Annotated in this window: 14 protein-coding genes; 7 read left to right on the forward strand and 7 right to left on the reverse strand. The window is 46.3% G+C overall.

Translation table 11 applies throughout. The features are described from left to right. Positions 1-11: 11 nt before the first annotated feature. The 4 genes from BUR42_RS03975 to BUR42_RS03990 all read right to left on the reverse strand — a co-directional run bounded on the left by BUR42_RS03975 (position 12) and on the right by BUR42_RS03990 (position 3,840). The gene (locus BUR42_RS03975; protein WP_074237999.1) at positions 12-1,466 is read right to left on the reverse strand and encodes an alpha/beta hydrolase; all 1,455 of its coding nucleotides are present in this window, start codon (positions 1,464-1,466) and stop codon (positions 12-14) included. 38 nt (positions 1,467-1,504) lie between these two features. Continuing rightward, positions 1,505-2,557, reverse strand: a complete 1,053-nt coding sequence (locus BUR42_RS03980; protein ID WP_074238000.1) for a M48 family metallopeptidase — start codon at positions 2,555-2,557, stop codon at positions 1,505-1,507. Between the two features lie 6 nt (positions 2,558-2,563). Continuing rightward, positions 2,564-3,532 (reverse strand): YjgN family protein, encoded by a 969-nt coding sequence (locus tag BUR42_RS03985; protein ID WP_074238001.1) that lies wholly within the window; start codon positions 3,530-3,532, stop codon positions 2,564-2,566. Between the two features lie 95 nt (positions 3,533-3,627). Further along, positions 3,628-3,840: a hypothetical protein gene (locus BUR42_RS03990; RefSeq protein ID WP_074238002.1), complete on the reverse strand. Its 213-nt coding sequence runs from the start codon at positions 3,838-3,840 to the stop codon at positions 3,628-3,630. Between the two features lie 172 nt (positions 3,841-4,012). On the opposite strand from BUR42_RS03990, the gene BUR42_RS03995 reads away from it, so the two are divergent. Further along, complete coding sequence (locus tag BUR42_RS03995; protein ID WP_074238003.1) at positions 4,013-4,543, forward strand: YceI family protein; 531 nt, start codon at positions 4,013-4,015, stop codon at positions 4,541-4,543. Between the two features lies 1 nt (position 4,544). Next, positions 4,545-5,564: an LLM class flavin-dependent oxidoreductase gene (locus BUR42_RS04000; protein ID WP_074238004.1), complete on the forward strand. Its 1,020-nt coding sequence runs from the start codon at positions 4,545-4,547 to the stop codon at positions 5,562-5,564. Positions 5,565-5,604: 40 nt separating this feature from the next. On the opposite strand, the gene BUR42_RS04005 is transcribed toward BUR42_RS04000, so the two are convergent. Then, positions 5,605-6,474, reverse strand: a complete 870-nt coding sequence (locus tag BUR42_RS04005) for an AraC family transcriptional regulator (RefSeq protein ID WP_074238005.1) — start codon at positions 6,472-6,474, stop codon at positions 5,605-5,607. Between the two features lie 135 nt (positions 6,475-6,609). Here BUR42_RS04005 and BUR42_RS04010 point away from each other — a divergent pair, with 135 nt between their 5' ends. The 3 genes from BUR42_RS04010 to BUR42_RS04020 are packed head-to-tail and all read left to right on the forward strand — an operon-like array spanning position 6,610 to position 12,127. Then, a complete protein-coding gene (locus tag BUR42_RS04010) occupies positions 6,610-10,119 on the forward strand; it encodes a PVC-type heme-binding CxxCH protein (RefSeq protein ID WP_074238006.1) in 3,510 nt (1,169 codons plus the stop codon). Positions 10,120-10,126: 7 nt separating this feature from the next. Further along, a complete protein-coding gene (locus tag BUR42_RS04015; protein WP_074238007.1) occupies positions 10,127-10,987 on the forward strand; it encodes a sugar phosphate isomerase/epimerase family protein in 861 nt (286 codons plus the stop codon). A gap of 18 nt (positions 10,988-11,005) precedes the next feature. After that, positions 11,006-12,127, forward strand: coding sequence for a Gfo/Idh/MocA family protein (locus BUR42_RS04020; protein WP_074238008.1), 1,122 nt, complete (start codon positions 11,006-11,008; stop codon positions 12,125-12,127). 54 nt (positions 12,128-12,181) lie between these two features. Here BUR42_RS04020 and BUR42_RS04025 read toward each other — a convergent pair whose 3' ends face one another. Next, the gene (locus BUR42_RS04025; protein WP_074238009.1) at positions 12,182-13,528 is read right to left on the reverse strand and encodes an alkaline phosphatase family protein; all 1,347 of its coding nucleotides are present in this window, start codon (positions 13,526-13,528) and stop codon (positions 12,182-12,184) included. Positions 13,529-13,618: 90 nt separating this feature from the next. Further along, positions 13,619-14,113 carry a hypothetical protein gene (locus BUR42_RS04030; protein ID WP_074238010.1) on the reverse strand — a complete coding sequence of 165 codons (495 nt, stop codon included), beginning with the start codon at positions 14,111-14,113 and terminating at the stop codon, positions 13,619-13,621. 631 nt (positions 14,114-14,744) lie between these two features. Here BUR42_RS04030 and BUR42_RS04035 point away from each other — a divergent pair. Beyond that, positions 14,745-15,278, forward strand: coding sequence for an RNA polymerase sigma-70 factor (locus BUR42_RS04035; protein ID WP_074238011.1), 534 nt, complete (start codon positions 14,745-14,747; stop codon positions 15,276-15,278). 38 nt (positions 15,279-15,316) lie between these two features. After that, entirely contained in the window at positions 15,317-16,438 is a 1,122-nt protein-coding gene (locus tag BUR42_RS04040; protein ID WP_084185362.1) for a RidA family protein, read from the forward strand. Positions 16,439-16,451 lie beyond the last annotated feature (13 nt).

Below are 16,451 nucleotides of genomic sequence, written 5' to 3' on the forward strand. Positions count from 1 at the left end.
GCTTCTTTTTTTTAAAGTTTAAAGATCACATTGTTCCACCATTCATCCTGGCCATCTGTACTTTTAAAAACAAAGAAGCGGGGGAGTGGCTGAGATGCAGCTTGTATCAGTTTTATTTTCAGCGCATATACTCCTTTATCCAACGGGAGTATAATAGATTGTCTTTTTACGCCAACAGGTTGTTTTACCCGTAAAGTATCATTTATATATACCTCAGAACCTTCTCCATCATCCAGTTGCAGCACATAATAACTTTTATCAGGGATAGTGAGCGCGCCTTCCACCAGGCATTCAAAGGAAGGTAAACCTGCTTCCTTTAATTGGAAGGTAGCATCTACATGGCCTGTTTTGACTGGTTTTCGGTTCTTTGCTGTAAGGTCAAAATAAGCAAAATGCAGGGGAGCGGGTTTCTTTTTAGCGGGAGCAAGTGTAGTACCTGATCTGAGATGCAATGGAATGTTTGCAGTATATCTTCCGCTTGGAGAAAAAGATCTTACGGTCATATGATCAGGGTTTGTTACCACCAGCCGCGTGTCTACAGGTATCCATTCCTTTGCGGGTAATGTGCTGTCGTTTGTATAACGTATATCCAGGTTTTCTGCATACAAGCTGATCGTAATGGGCTTTTCAGGTAATACTATTCCTCCGTGAATACCGAAAAGCTGCATATTCTTTGTATAGCCTCCATACGTGAATTTAAGTGCATCGTAATTTGTTTTAAAGGTAACCGAGTTATGGGTTTCACCCTCATAGCCGCTTACTTTCCAGGCAAGCCCTGCCGGCTTGGTTGCCCGTAAAACGCTATCCATTGCAGCAATGCCCATGCTTTCCGCCGCTTTCCCGGCCCTTCCGCCGATAAAGAGCATTCTGGCATTCAGTTTTGCCTGCGGCAGTTTCTCACCGGCCAGCTTCACAAGGTACCGGTTATCCCACCAAAAGGCAGGATCTGAGCAGAGATAAGCTTTAAATACATCGGGATCGGTCAGTAAAGCGTACATCACAAATGTTCCTCCGAAGGAAGCGCCGAAGAGAATAGACTCCCCGCCGGGATGGTAAGTTTTATTGATGTAAGGAATTAGTTCTGTTTTGAAGAAGGAGAGGAAATTGGCTGCACCACCTGAGAAAGGAGTATTTTTTACCTGGGTGGGCAGAAAGTCCCTGTCCCGCATATTGATATCATCTTTATAGGTATTCGGTACACCTACAATGATAGCTGGCGGAGCAAACCCTACCGCCTGCAGGTAACGCCTGATATTGTAGAAGGTTAAGGTGTTCCATTCGCCATCTATTACATACAGTACATCATAAACCTGTGAAGGGTTGTAATTGGAAGGGAGGATCACCTGGAGTGAACGTTGCTCCTGCAGGATAGCGGAGTAGATACTATCCTTTTTTTGAGGGAGGTCCTGCGCGGAGGAGGCCTGTATGAGCAGGGTGGCTATCAGCAATAATAGGTATGCTTTCATTATTACATAATACTGAATTTATAGCATACGGGGAAGCCTTATTTGCTGTAACGCTGGCGTAACTGCCGGAAGAGTTCTTCCATCTGCGCATTCTTTTTGAAAGCAGCGGGGTGTTCTGCTATACCCTTACGAACGTAATTCACCCTGTTATCGGTGAGTGGGTGGGTTCTGACGAATTCGGGGATGTTCGTTTGCTGGTCCAGCTGCTGCAAAACCTGCATCAATTGCAGCATACCCAGCTGATTGATATGGTTGCGGCGTAAAGTTTCCATGCCCATGAGATCCGCCTCCTGTTCATATTGACGGGAGTAGGTGAGGCTATAGAGCGAACTGGCATTGGCATAAAGTGTATTGGTAGCGCCGCCGGCACTGCCCAATGCGATACTTACCAGCATGGTGGTACTCATGTCCCTGCATAATTTCTTAACGGAATGCCGGTGGGTGACGTGTGCTACTTCATGAGATAAGAGGGCTGCCAGTTGATCCGAAGTGTGTAATTTTTCCAACAAACCGGTATAGACCACTATACGGCCTCCGGGTAGTGCGTACGCATTTTCAATATCACTTTTTACAATACTGAAGCTGAGTGTATCCTGCGTATCCCATTGTATCTGGTGGGCAAAATTGCGGAGGATTTGACTGCCTGCGGGGTCGCTTGTTTCATGAATGCTTTGTGCTGCGAGGTCTCCAAGCTCTTTGTCAAAGGAGAGCGGCAATCTGTCTACCACCCGGTTGACACACCAGGGCAGAACATAAAAATGGCCGGACAGTAATATGCCGGCTATTACCAATAATACGATCAGCGTGGCTTTCAAGCCACCACGAAGCGCCAGCTGATGTAAGCCGGCGCTTCGTGTGTACTTGTATTTTTGCAGGAATGTTTTTACAAAAACGGGATCGTTCACTTCCAGTGTACCTTCTGCTGTAATGCGGATGAAGTTACGGTCCACCACTTCTACAGTGATCTCCGTAAACAGCCAATGCAGCTTTTTTCCTCCGGGAAGCTCCAGTTGTAAGCTTTCCACGAATAGCTGGATATTGGCCGGGATGGCTTGTGCTGTCTGGTGATCGTAATACTTTCCTGGGAACATATTTGTTTAGATCACACCAAGGTCTAATATATCTGCCAGGTCTTCGCCCATAGCGTTCCTGTATTCTTCTTCTGTTTGCTGAAGATCAGCCAGGCTGATATCTCCATCGATCTCTACATTGGCCAGCAGGAATTTAATGGTACGCACCTGGATCCATGCAAAACCAAAGCCGAGGGTAAAGATGAAGATCAGCATATTAACGATCAGCAATCCCGCGAAACCACCACCTGTAGCTTTCGACTGGAAGTTATAGGACTTGTTGCCATGCAGCAGGCGCATGTGATCAATGCTGTAACGGAATATATCAGCCTGCCACCAGAAGATATAAATACCCAGTGTGAAAAGGGTGAGGAAATAGCCTTTGATGTTCATTTTAAAATATTCCCAGCCATCTCCTTCATAATAGAATTCGCCACTGCCGAAACGGAGATGGCTCATCACGTAGTTACGAATGTTCATAGCCGCCCATGATCCATAAATACCCAATGTTACAAGGGTAAGCAGCATTTCTTTGATGAATAGCTTAATGAATTCATTCCTGTCGCCACGATATCCAAAACGGATACTTCTCCAGGCAGTCCTTGACCAATGGTAACGGGTAGAACCATGAATGGCATAAGGAACAAGGAGTAACAGGGAAACCAGGTAAACGAGGACGGAAAGGAAAGGTAATCCCATAGCATTGAAAATATATACTATGGTAATTAATGCGGCAAAGATGCCCACCGCTTTAATGAATCCCTTAAAGATCTCAGCACCTGTTCCATTCCAGGAAAACCGGGAGCCTTCCATTTCAGTAGAGGAATACAGGAATTGCAGTTCCTTTGCCTTTGCCCAGGGATAATAAAATCCAAGGGTCACGACCATAAGGAGCATATTAACGATCAGAATGCCGAAATAAGTTTCACCGCTTCCATGAAATGATAGGGAAGGAGTGTTTAAAACATCGCCCTGACGGCTGTTCGGTTGTTGCATAGGTAGAGGGTTTTTGTAGGTAATCGGTTATTAAATAGGGTCAAATATATTACAAATTTTACATCTAAAAGCAGCCTTTTATAAGTGGCTAACTATCAACGTTTCCTGTTGCTGCTCACAAGCAATACTACCCCTACAATGGCTACAAGGCCTCCTGCATAGGTGGGCCAGCCTATCCATTTGTTCTCTGTTTTATTTACTTCCAGGGGGCCTACGTCCAATACCTTCTTTTCTGTCTGAACAGAAAAACCGCGGATGATGACCATGGCAATACCGGCAATGATGAGTATAATGGCAAATGCTTTCATATGAGTTGAGTTTGAACAAATAGCAGCAAGCCTCATGCCATCACAGTTTGGGGAAAAGGTGCTTTTAACATTTCTTTAAGCCCAAAAGAAAAATCGTCCATCATTTCCAGCTTTCTATCCAACTACTGTAAGAATAACCTACCTTACTTTTATGTCATAAAAAAAACAAGTTATGACACACTGGAAGATCGATGAATCACACAGCGAAATAGGATTCAAAGTAAAACACCTGATGATCACTAACGTGAGCGGCTATTTTACCCAATTCTCCGGGAGCATTCAAACAGCCAGCGATGATTTTCACGACGCCACCATTACTTTTGAAGCCGCAACAGACAGTATTAATACCCAGAACAAACAAAGGGACGAACACCTCAGGAATGGCGATTTCTTTGATACGGAAAAATTCCCCAAGATCAATTTTGTATCCACGAAGGTGAAGAAGATAACAGACGAACAGTATAAACTCTTAGGTGAACTGACCATTAAAGGGCAAACACATCCCATTGAACTGGAGGTAACGCGTAACGGTTATACGGTAGACCCATGGGGACAGGAAAAGGCAGGATTTGCATTAAAAGGAAGGCTGCACCGCACAGATTACGGTTTACGCTGGAATGCTACCACAGAAGCTGGTGGTATTGTGTTGAGTGATGAAGTGAAACTGAATATGGAAATACAATTAGTGAAGTCTAATAATTAATATGGAAATAGGAATAGATAGTTTCGCCGCCAGGTTCAGTGAAAAGGCAGGCAATGCCCTGAACGATCAGGATGCCATGAACCAATTGCTGGAAAGGATTGAATTTGCAGACCGTTCCAACCTGGACATCTTTGGGATCGGGGAACACCACCGAAAGGGTTTCCTTGATTCTGCACCTTCCATGATCCTTGCAGCAGCAGCTGCCCGCACCAAACGTATCCGGTTAACGAGTGCAGTAACCGTACTCAGTGCCATAGATCCCGTAAGGGCCTTTCAGAACTATGCCACTTTGGACCTTATTTCCAATGGCCGTGCTGAAATGGTAGTAGGCAGAGGCTCTTTCACGGATGCATTCCCTTTGTTCGGTTACAGTTTGCAGGATTATGATGCGCTGTTTACGGAAAAGCTGGACCTCCTGCTGAAGATCCGGGATAATGAATTCGTGACCTGGTCCGGTAAATTCAGACCTGCTTTACGGAACCAGCCTGTTTACCCAAGACCGGCGCAGGAAAAATTGCCTGTCTGGCTGGGAGTAGGTGGTACGCCTCAGTCGTTTGTACGTGCAGGTACTTTGGGTTTGCCATTGATGGTAGCCATCATTGGAGGAGAAACACATCGTTTCCGCCCATTGATAGACCTTTACAGGGAGGCTGGGAAAAAAGCAGGGCATTCGCCGGAGGACTTGAAAGTAGGTTTGCATTCCCTGGGCTATGTGGCCAATACAACGGAAGAAGCATTTGAGGATTTCTACCCGGGCTATGCAGCCAGCATGACGGAGGTTGGAAAGGAGAGAGGCTGGCCGCCTATGACAAGGGAGCGCTTTTACAGCCAGGCAGGCCCAACGGGTGCATTGCTGGTAGGTAGTGTGGAAGAGGTAGCGGAAAAGGTGCTAAGGCATGCGGAAGCGTTAGGCGGTATATCCAGGCTTACTTTCCAGATGGATAGTGCGGAATTGTCTCATGAGAAATTGATGGAGTCCATTGGGTTGATTGGAACGAAATTGAAACCATTGGTTGTATAAACTAAAAAAGCGCCACTCTTTACAGTGGCGCTTTTTTTATTCAGATACTCAAAAACGCCTTCTTATACTCTGCGGGTTTCCGGAGCATGAATTCCTTAAACTGCTTATTGAAGTTGGAAAGGGTGTTAAAACCACATTCATAACAGATATGCGCTATGGGGGCATCTGTTTCTGTTAATAGTTTGCAGGCATGTTTGATGCGTATTTCGGAAACAAAGCGGGAGAAAGGTTTATTGTTCTTGGTGGTGAAATACCGGCTGAAGGAAGTAGGCGTCATGTGCAGGAGTTCTGATAATTCTTCCAGCAATATCTTACGGCGGAAATTCTTCAATACATAGTCATATACAATGTTCATCCGGTCTGCTTCCCCGGGGTTGTTCTCTAATTCATAGGCCCTGGACGAGATATAGTCGTATTCTTTTGTGCCAGCCATGATGGCGAGGATCTGAAGGAGCTGTATCACACTCTGCAGGCCCTTCATGCCGGTGAGTTCCTGCATCATAGAGATGATCTGTTCCCTTGGGCCACCAAAGAATTCCAGTCCACGCCCGGCACGGTCAAACAATTTTTTGAGGGCTATCATTTCTTCTTTGTCCATCATATGATCGCCCAGGAAATGTTCATTGAAGTAGATCACAATACCGTCTGTTTTCAGGGAGGCATTTTTTCCGAAATAGGCTTCATCGCTGCGCCATAAATGAGGAAGGTGGGGGCCGGTGAAAATGAGTTCCCCCGGTTTGAATGCTTTGATACTGTCTCCGATAAAACGGGTGCCGGTGCCTTCCAGCACTACAAAAAGCTGGTATTCGGAATGAGCATGCCAGATAGGATCGAAGTGGTTTTCCTGGAGGCGGCGAACCACAAAGATCTGGGAGAGTGGTATCTCTGATTTATGAAAAACATGCTTCAAAATAGTGTGGATTGTCTGGTTTTTATGTAAAATACCTAAAAACGGTGATATAATACAGTCATTTTTGGATATAATCTAAGAAGGAAATGGGTGAATTCCTGTCTACCTTGGTGGTAACAAATTCAACTTACTGCCATGTTATGGAAGGTTAACTTCACCGCAAGCGTGTGCCTCATCATTGCACCATTATTATTTATCAGCGCCGGAAAGCAACATTCTTCGGATGTGCCCCGCCGCCTGGAGATATTATTCCTGGGTCATAAGAGCAAACATCACGACAGTGAAAAACTGGCGGAGATCTTTACGAAGGAATATTTTAAGGATGGTATTAATATATCCTATACCACCGATCCCAACGATCTCAATGAGGCCAACCTGAAATGGTACGATGGGCTGATCGTATATGCCAATCACGATTCCATTACCAAACCGCAGGAAACCGCGCTGCTGAACTTTGTGCGTAGCGGCAAGGGCTTTATTCCTTTGCACAGCGCATCCTATTGCTTCCGCAACTCTCCGGAGGTAGTGGAAATGATAGGCGGGCAGTTCAAAAGTCATCAGTACGATTCCTTTCCTGCAGTGATCCTGAAGCCGGAACACCCGGTGATGAAGGGCATCACAGCTTTTGTAACGAAAGATGAAACGTATGTGCACGACAAGATCAGTAAAAACATAGAAGTACTTACTGAACGGGTGGAAGGAACACACCATGAACCGTATACCTGGGTAAGGCCATATGGTAAAGGCCGTGTATTTTATACTGCTTACGGGCATGATGATAATACCTTTAATAACCCCGGTTTCCTGGCATTGGTGAAGAATGGTATCCTCTGGGCAGTGGGAGATGAAGCGAGGGCTAACTTATCATCCTATAAAATAGCACAACCTGTTTATGTGGATGGCCCTGTACCTAATTATGAAAAGCGGGACCCTGCGCCCAAAGTGCAATTGCCACTGACGCCGGAAGAATCCATGTCGCTCATACAGGTGCCCGTTGGTTTTGGATTACAGTTGTTTGCGGCAGAGCCGGATATTGTAAATCCTATTTACATGAACTGGGATGAAAAGGGGCGTTTATGGGTGATCGAAACCGTGGATTATCCCAATGAAATAAAAAATGATGATGAAGGAGATGACCGCATTAAGATCTGTGAGGATACAGACGGAGATGGTAAAGCAGATAAGTTCACCATCTTTGCTGATAAGCTGAACATTCCTACCAGCTTCACTTTTGTGAATGGCGGTATTATTGTGAGCCAGGCGCCTTCCTTCCTCTTTTTAAAAGATACGAACGGCGATGATAAAGCAGATATCAGGCAGCCGATGGTGCATGGATGGGGTAAGAGCGATACCCATGCGCAAGCCTCTAACCTTCGTTATGGTGTTGATAATAAGATCTGGGGTGTTGTAGGATACTCAGGTTTCAAAGGAAAAAGTGGCAAGGACTCTTTGCGTTTCAGCCAGGGTGTATATCGTTTTGACCCGGATGGGAAAGGGCTGGAATACATTTCTTCTACCAGCAACAATACCTGGGGGCTGGGTTTCTCAGAAGAGTTCGATGTGTTCATTTCCACTGCGAATAATACCCACAGCGGTTTCATGGGCATCCCCAACCGGTATTTTGAAAAAGCGAAGCTACGGTCCGGCGGTGTGGAAAAGATCGATGCACACTATGCCATGCACGTTGCCACAAAAAATCTGCGGCAGGTGGATGTGTTTGGAGGTTTCACAGCAGCTGCGGGGCATAGCTTATATACAGCCAGAACTTTCCCGCAGGAATACTGGAACAGGATCGCTTTTGTAACAGAGCCTACAGGCCGTTTGATCCACAAACATGTTTTAAAACAAGTGGGGGCAGGTTTTAAAGAAGATGGAGATGATTGGAATATGCTGGTGAGCGCAGATGAATGGGCCGGGCCTATACAGGCTGAAGTTGGCCCGGATGGCGCTTTATGGGTAACGGACTGGTATGATTTTATTATCCAGCATAACCCAACACCTGCTCCTGACTGGGGAGGTTATAAGGCGGAGAACGGAAAAGGAAATGCCTACATCAATCCCCTGCGGGACCATGAGCGTGGACGTATCTATCGCATTTATAACAAGAACAATGATCAGAAGAATACTACCCAACTCAGCAAGAGCGATACAGAAGGATTGATCAAAGCGCTTTCCAGCGATAACATGTTCTGGCGCCTTACCGCACAGCGTTTACTAATTGAGGATAAAAACAAAACTGTATTGCCTGCTTTGTATAAGATTATACAGGATAAGGAACTGGATGGTGCAGGGATCAATGCACCGGCCATACATGCACTCTGGACATTGAAAGGTTTGCAGGCATTGGATGGAACAAATCCCCAGGCCTTAGCCGTTGCAGCAGGAGCATTAAATCATCCTTCCGCCGGTGTACGCAGAGCGGCTATCCAGGTATTGCCTGCCAGCCCTGCCACTTTCCTTGCCATTCAGAAAGCTAAACTGTTTGAGGATAAAGACCTGAGGGTACGCCTCGCAGCAGTACTGGCTACTACAGAAATGAAACCTTCCGCGGCGATCGGAAATGTGCTGGTGAATATGGCAGAGCAGGAAGAGAATACAGATGATACCTGGTTAAAACAGGCACTCACTATTTCCGGTAAACTCAACCAGGAAACATTCAGGGCCGCATTCCGCAAAAGAGGATTGAATGAAAACCCTGCATTGATACAGGCATCTGTAGCACAGCGGCTTGCTTTTGGTGAGCGGTTAAGCAGTTTGTCTTTGAGAAGGGCCAGGCCGGGCAATGATGCACCAGCTCCTGAAGTAGCGGACAAAGAACTCCTGCTTTCAGGCAATATAGAAACAAGGCAGGGTGCTGCACTGAATGGCGTGGTAGCGGCTCAGGGTAACAAGGCAAATGGTTATGGCCTGTATGTGCTGAATAACAAAATGCATTTTGTAGTGAACCAGGATGGTAAAGCATTCGAAGCCGTAAGTACCGGAGATCTGCCTTCCAACCTTTCCTTTAAAGCCGGTCTGCAAAAGAACGGCACCATGCAGCTGATCATTAATGATAAAGAAGCAGCAACTGCTAAGGCTACAGGTTTGTTTAAAAAAGAACTGAGCCTGCCATTGCGAGTAGGGTATGATAATAGCAAGGGAGATGACAGGGTAGCAGGTTATCCGGATAGCCTTTTCTTCCTCAATGCGAACTTAGTGAACGCAAGGCTGGAAACACTGGCTGGCCTAACGTCTGCAACTGCCACAACAGATAAGGATGTTAAAATAGACCGTACCATTGTGGTGAAGGTGATCAAGGATGTGATGAAATATGATCAGCAACTGATCACCGTGAAAGCGGGCATCACCATTCAGTTCGTATTCCAGAACACAGACTTTATGCAGCACAACTTCCTGCTGGTGAAACCCAATACCAAAGAGAAAGTAGGCGCGGCAGCAGATAAACTGGCACAGGACCCTAATGGTGTGAAAATGCAGTATGTGCCTAAAATACCTGAGGTTTTACTGTCTACACCACTCGTGAACCCAGGCGGTAAGTTCACCGCTACATTTAAAATACCAGCTACTCCCGGGGATTATCCTTACATCTGTACCTTCCCGGGCCACTGGCGTATTATGAATGGAATCTTAAGAGTTACAAAGTAAAAATTATATGGCCTTACCCGTTAGATTTGGTGTGAGTACCTGGCTGTGGACGTCTCCCTTTTCCACAGCCAGCATCCACGAATTGTTCCCGAAGATCGCCAGCATGGGATTTGATGTAGTGGAGATAGCAGTGGAAGACCCTGCACTGATTGATGTAAAAGCAGTACAGGAAGCACTCGTGAAATACAACCTGAAAGCAAATATCTGCGGCGCTTTCGGGCCTTCACGCGATCTTACACATGAAGATCCCGCAGTGCATCAGAACTGTTTTACCTATATCGCCGCCTGCCTGGATATTTGTGTTGCCTTAGGTACTGATTTCTTTGGCGGCCCTATGTATTCAGCTGTAGGGAAAGCAAGGATGATACCTCCTGAACAACGTAAAAAGGAATGGGACCTTGCGGTGCAAAATCTGCGCATTGTTTGCGATATGGCCGCAGCCCGGGGGCTCAGCATTGCTTTAGAACCACTCAACCGCTTTGAATCAGACCTGGTAAATACTACGGAAGATGTATTACGCCTGGTGAAAGACATCCAACATCCTGCCGCAGGTATTATGCTGGATGGCTTTCATATGAGCATTGAAGAAAGGGATGTGGAACAGGCGATCCTTGCAGCAGGAGATAAGCTCATCCACCTGCAGGTATCGGAGAACTACAGGGGAACGCCGGGAACAGGGCAAACCCCCTGGTTGGCTTATCGCAAAGGCCTGGAAGCAATTAATTATACAGGCACGGTAACCATAGAAAGTTTCACCCCAGCCAACCAGGAACTGGCAGGTGCAGTGTGTTTCTGGCATCCCATGGCAGAAAGCCAGGACGGCTTTGCTACAGAAGGCCTTCGTTTTTTGAAAGACTGGGCTAAATAAACTTAAAAACTAATTCTTATGATCAATATTGCTATTGTAGGTTTGGGTTTCGGCGCGGAGTTCATTCCGATCTATCAACGTCATCCTGATGTGCATATGTACGCTATCTGCCAGCGTAATGAAGAAAAGTTAAATGAGACAGGAGATGCCTGGGGCGTGGAAAAAAGATATACTGATTATGATAAACTGCTGAAAGATCCTGCTGTTCATGCTGTACATATCAATACCCCTATCCCGGACCATGCCATACAATCCATTAAAGCCTTAAAGGCCGGAAAACATGTGGCTTGTACAGTACCCATGGCCACTACGGTAGATGAATGCCGCCAGATAGTGGAATTGGTGAAGGAAACGGGCCTTACCTATATGATGATGGAAACAGTGGTGTATGCGCGTGAATTCCTTTTTATGAAGGAGTTGTATGATAAAGGCGAGCTGGGCAGGGTCCAGTTCCTGAAAGCCAGTCACCAGCAGGATATGAATGGATGGCCTAACTATTGGCCGGGGCTTCCCCCAATGTATTATGCCACGCATTGCGTTGGGCCTGTATTGGCTTTAACAAGGGCTGAAGCAGAATATGTTTCCTGTTTCGGATCCGGTGAGATCAATAAAGAACTGCATCAATATTATAATTCTCCTTTTGCAATAGAAAGCACACATATTAAGTTCAGGAATTCGGATATCAGTGCACACATCTACCGTTCTCTTTTTGATACAGCAAGGCAGTACAGGGAAAGCTTTGAAGTATATGGCTCACTTAAATCCGTAGAGTGGCCATTGATAGAAGGAAACCCGCTGGTCGTACACACAGGTGGAAAGCCGGAACCGGAAATCCCGGAAGAAGTACATTCTCCTGATTATGCCCGCCTGCTGCCGGAAGCAATACAACGCTTCACTACAAAAGGGGTATATGATACAGATGACCATCAGCATCTTTCGTTCACGCAGGGGGCAGGGCATGGAGGATCGCATCCCCACCTGGTGCATGAGTTTGTGAGTGCATTGGTGCAGAAACGTTCACCATATCCTAATGCGGTGCAGTCTGCTAATATTACCTGTGTGGGGATATTGGCGCATGAATCTGCAATGCAGGGAGGGCTGAGGATTGATCTGCCGGCATTTACTTTTGAGAAGAAATGATCCAGGTATGATTTTGAAGCCGTATAGATCGAAAGGTCTATACGGCTTCTTTAATTATTTAGTGAGTAACCCATCATACAGCAATCCATCTCCTGCGGGGAGGTCCAGCTGAAGGACCTTGCTGATCAGTGGTGCAATATCCACGAGGCCCATCTGCGGGATCACGGTACCTTTTTTGATGCCTTTGCCAAAGGCTACAAAACCTGTCTGGATCTCTTTAAAGTCAGGGAAGAAACCATGGGTGCCTCCTTTGGTGGCGCGCATGAACGCTCCTGTGGCAGTAGTGCTGAAGGTGAAGCCCTGTTGTGCGGCAATGCCAAATGCAGCAGTGGCATCTGCACCGATGGCATCCAGCTCTTCGCGGGTTTTGATGATAAAGGTTTTTTTCTGTTGCGGTGGGAGTGCGTTGAGGAGCTGCAATACTTTCTCTTTCGTCTGTTTATCGTTCTTGTCTTTCAGTTGCAGGAATGCGCCACCACCTGCTGCATGGAAATAGGCTTTCCAGTTTTCCGGTTGCTTTGGATCATATAATCCTGCTTTAGCCAGCAATACATTTGGTGCAATGGCGGTGTGGATATCTACAAAGCCATGATCGCCGGTAACAATGAAGGTGGTTTTTTCCAGCAAACCTGCTTTTTCCACGGCTTCGCGAATAGTTTTTACAGCCCTGTCTACTCCGGCGATGGCTGCTCTTACTTTAGGGCCATCGCGGCCTTCTTCATGTTCAAAGTGATCTACGGTTACGAGGTGTACGGCCAGGAAAGAGGGTTTGTATTTGCGGATCAGGTAACTGCTCATGCGGGCGAGGTTATCGTCTATGCCCAGGTAGTCGCCATTAAAATCAAGCTCTTCCAGTTTACCTGTTGCGTTTTGTTCCAGTTCTTCAAAGAGCCCCGGAGGATTGGCATTTTCCTTTAATGCCTGTGCCATAATGCGTTCTCCGCCTTTTTCTTTTGGCAGGTACCAGAATTCAGGAATGTTGTAAGTAGCAGGAGAGCCAACGGAAACTGGCCAGAAAACGGAAGCTGTTTTTAATCCTTTATCTTTTGCGAGGCTGAAGAGTGTTGGTACTTTGATGTTGCTGTATTGCCAGGTCCAGTTGCCGGTTACACCCTGTGGCTCTGAGGGGGTGTTGTAGAATATACCATGCTTTAATGGTTTTACGCCGGTGATCATGGTGGTGTGGGAAGGGTAGGTAACAGTAGGGAACACACCATCCACACCATCAGCATAGGCGCCTTCTTCCATGGCCTGGCGGAGGTTCACCATGTTCCATGAAGGGTCTTTATAAAATTCAGGTCTTAAGCCGTCGATACTGATAAGGACCACATGAGCGTCCTGGGCTTTGGCTGCGGTTATACACAGTGTGAAAGCGCAGATCGCAATGAGCGTTTTTTTCATATTGAAGGTATATTTTTACAGGCAGAAATACCCGGGCGCGAATTTCCGGATTTTATAGGGAGCAGCGGATGAAGTTTGGGTTAAGTTTTGCTATGTCTGCCATTGTTTTGTGCAGATATTTCCTGCTATATCATGTACTTCTACCGTGAAGCGTTTTTCCTTCAGCGGATATTCCCAGCGTTTGTTTTTGAAAACGGCAAACCCTGTTGCGGAGGGGGTAATGATCTTTATTTCTTTTATGCGGTGTTTCCCTTTTGTTTTGATGACCACTGTTCCTTTATTGATGGCAACAGTTACTTCCGGTTTATTGTAGGCATCCTGGAAAGCGGCGTTGAAGGCAGTCTGGTGGGGTTTGGCAATAGATTTGTAATAAGCTTTCCGCTCAGGGTCTTTGACGGCGGCTTTCGCAAAGTTATTGGCCCTTTTGAAACGTTCCTGGTTCGCTACCTGGGTAGCGGTTTTAGGAGGGTACTTGCAGGGAGGTTTGCACATCACGGTTTTGCCATTCCGCTGGCGGAAGACGATCTGTTTACCGAAGGTGCCGGTGGCCCCGCGGGTGATGACGTTATGTTCAGATACTGCCATAACCCTAAGATAAGACAAAGATCGCATATTGCCATACCTATCTTAAGCCTATGTCAAGCGAATAACAGGTATGAGATGGTATGGGGAAAACACTTCCATGGACCGGAGTTGCCTCTTATGCCCGGTAATGGTATGATGAGGTGCATCTTTTTCACAATAACAAAGCGATTGCGGTATTATTTCAGTGAGCCGCATTAATTTCGTTGCAGATGAGCAGGCATGAGTGCCAGATGGAAACCTATTGTAACCCACTGCAGTTCTAGCGCTTACACTTTTGAAATATGGCAGAACCCACTTTTCTTTCACGCCTGTATAAGGCGGCGATAGCTATTATTGTTATTATCCTGTTGCTTGTTTGGTTATATACAGGCATCTTCTTCCATATGCAGTCTCCTTGATATTTTAACTGATTATGTTTGGAAACCCGGTTTGTCAGAGACCTGCGTTATGCGTGGGTCTCTTTTTTTGAACTTGTTACCTCCTGATTAATTTCCTTAAAAAGTCTTTTATTTTATTAAAAAAAGGCTATCTTTCGGGTACGTGCCCGTAAAATGGTGTTCCTGCAACCGGTTAAGTACGCGTGTGTGTTTAGTACTTAGGAAACAGATATGATTAACATTATTGACCGGTTATGAATACGAAGTATACGCCTGACAGAAAACATGAACCATATGTGAGTGATCTGTTCAGAACATACGAGTACCCCTTATATATACTGGCCTTCCGCATGTCCAAAGACGCCGCCGTTGCTAAGGATATTATCCAGGAGGTGTTCCTGGCGTTGTGGAATATGAGGGACAGGATTCCGGAGATAGATAACATGGAAGCGTATCTTTTCCGGATGACGCGTTTCAAAGTGATCAAACATCTGCGGAAAGCGGCTACAGACAATAACCTGAAGGAAAAGATCCGGGGCGCCATGGGGCAGATGGATGAAGATGGTGTTTCCAGGATCGAAGCCAGGGAGTTCCAGTCTGTGCTGGCTACGGTGGTAGCTAAGCTACCAGCCAAAAGAAGACGCGTATACCTCATGCGGAATATGGAAGGTAAAACCTACAAAGACATCGCCGAACAAATGAACATATCGCAGCATACGGTGAAGAACCACCTGTCTGCCGCTCTCCTGGAAATCCGCAGTTTCCTCGCTGCCAGGTTCTTCTGGTAATATTATAGTACTCCTGTTATTATCAACACAAATCAACGATGAAAAAAAGGATTTTGTTCTTATCGGGCCTTCTATTGGCTACTGTATGTTCTGCCCAAACATTGAGGTACGTTCCCGGTGCTGTGATAGTGGATGCTGCGCCCTTAGCACATACTGCGCTTATCCTGCCACTAAACGATGCAGGAAAATTAATAGGGAAAGATGATCCCCTGCAGCAGATCAACCAGGTGTTCAGCAATCTTTCGCGGGCACTGGCAGGTGCACGCTCGGCAAGTAAAGATATTATCAAACTGCATGTGAGCGTTACTTCAGCAAACCTGGTGCCATTGGTGAAGGAACAGATCGCGAAGCGGTTTGCGAAAGGGAAGGAGCCTGCGGTAAGTTTTATTGTTGGCAGGTTGTTACATCCCGGTGTGCTGCTGGCAATGGATGCGGTGGCTGTTTCTGCTTTACCGGGTGCCGGGGTGGTCCGTTCCCCCCAGGTAGGAGTATTGCCCAAAGGCGGTATGGTATTCATTTCAGGGATGGCTGCAGATGGCCGCCTGCCGGAAGCTACCGCCAATACCATGCAGCAATTGCTCAGTACGCTGCAATTCCTCGGATTGAATAAGGAACATATTGTTCAGGTAAGGGCTTTTGTGCATCCGGTGGACAGCACGGGTTTGGTGGAACAGGAAGTGAAAGCATTTTTTTCCGGAAGCCCTATGCCGCCTGTGGTATATACCGGGTGGAACAGTAAAAACCCGCTGGTGGAAATTGAACTGATTGCTGCATCCCCTTCAGGTAATACTGCTTTAATAGAATACCTCACACCCCCCGGCGTAACACCTTCTCCTGTATATTCCAAAGTATGCCGGATCAATCACGGCAAAAAGATCTATCTCTCCGGAATATACGGGCAGGGCAATGATATACAAACACAATTGCAGACAGCTTTTGATACACTGAAAGACAGGATGAAGCAATGCGATAGTGATCTGGAACATCTTGCCAAAGCGCTTTATTATGTATCCAGTAATGAGATCAGTACTTCTTTAACAGATATACGGAAGAAGTACTACAACCCGCAACGTCCGCCTGCGGCTACTAAGGGATTACTGAGCCAAACTGGTCCGGATGGCAGCCAGATCCTGATAGATATGATAGGTGTTCAACCCTGACAGTTAAATAACA

This window comes from Chitinophaga niabensis (genome assembly GCF_900129465.1).
Lineage (GTDB): Bacteria > Bacteroidota > Bacteroidia > Chitinophagales > Chitinophagaceae > Chitinophaga > Chitinophaga niabensis.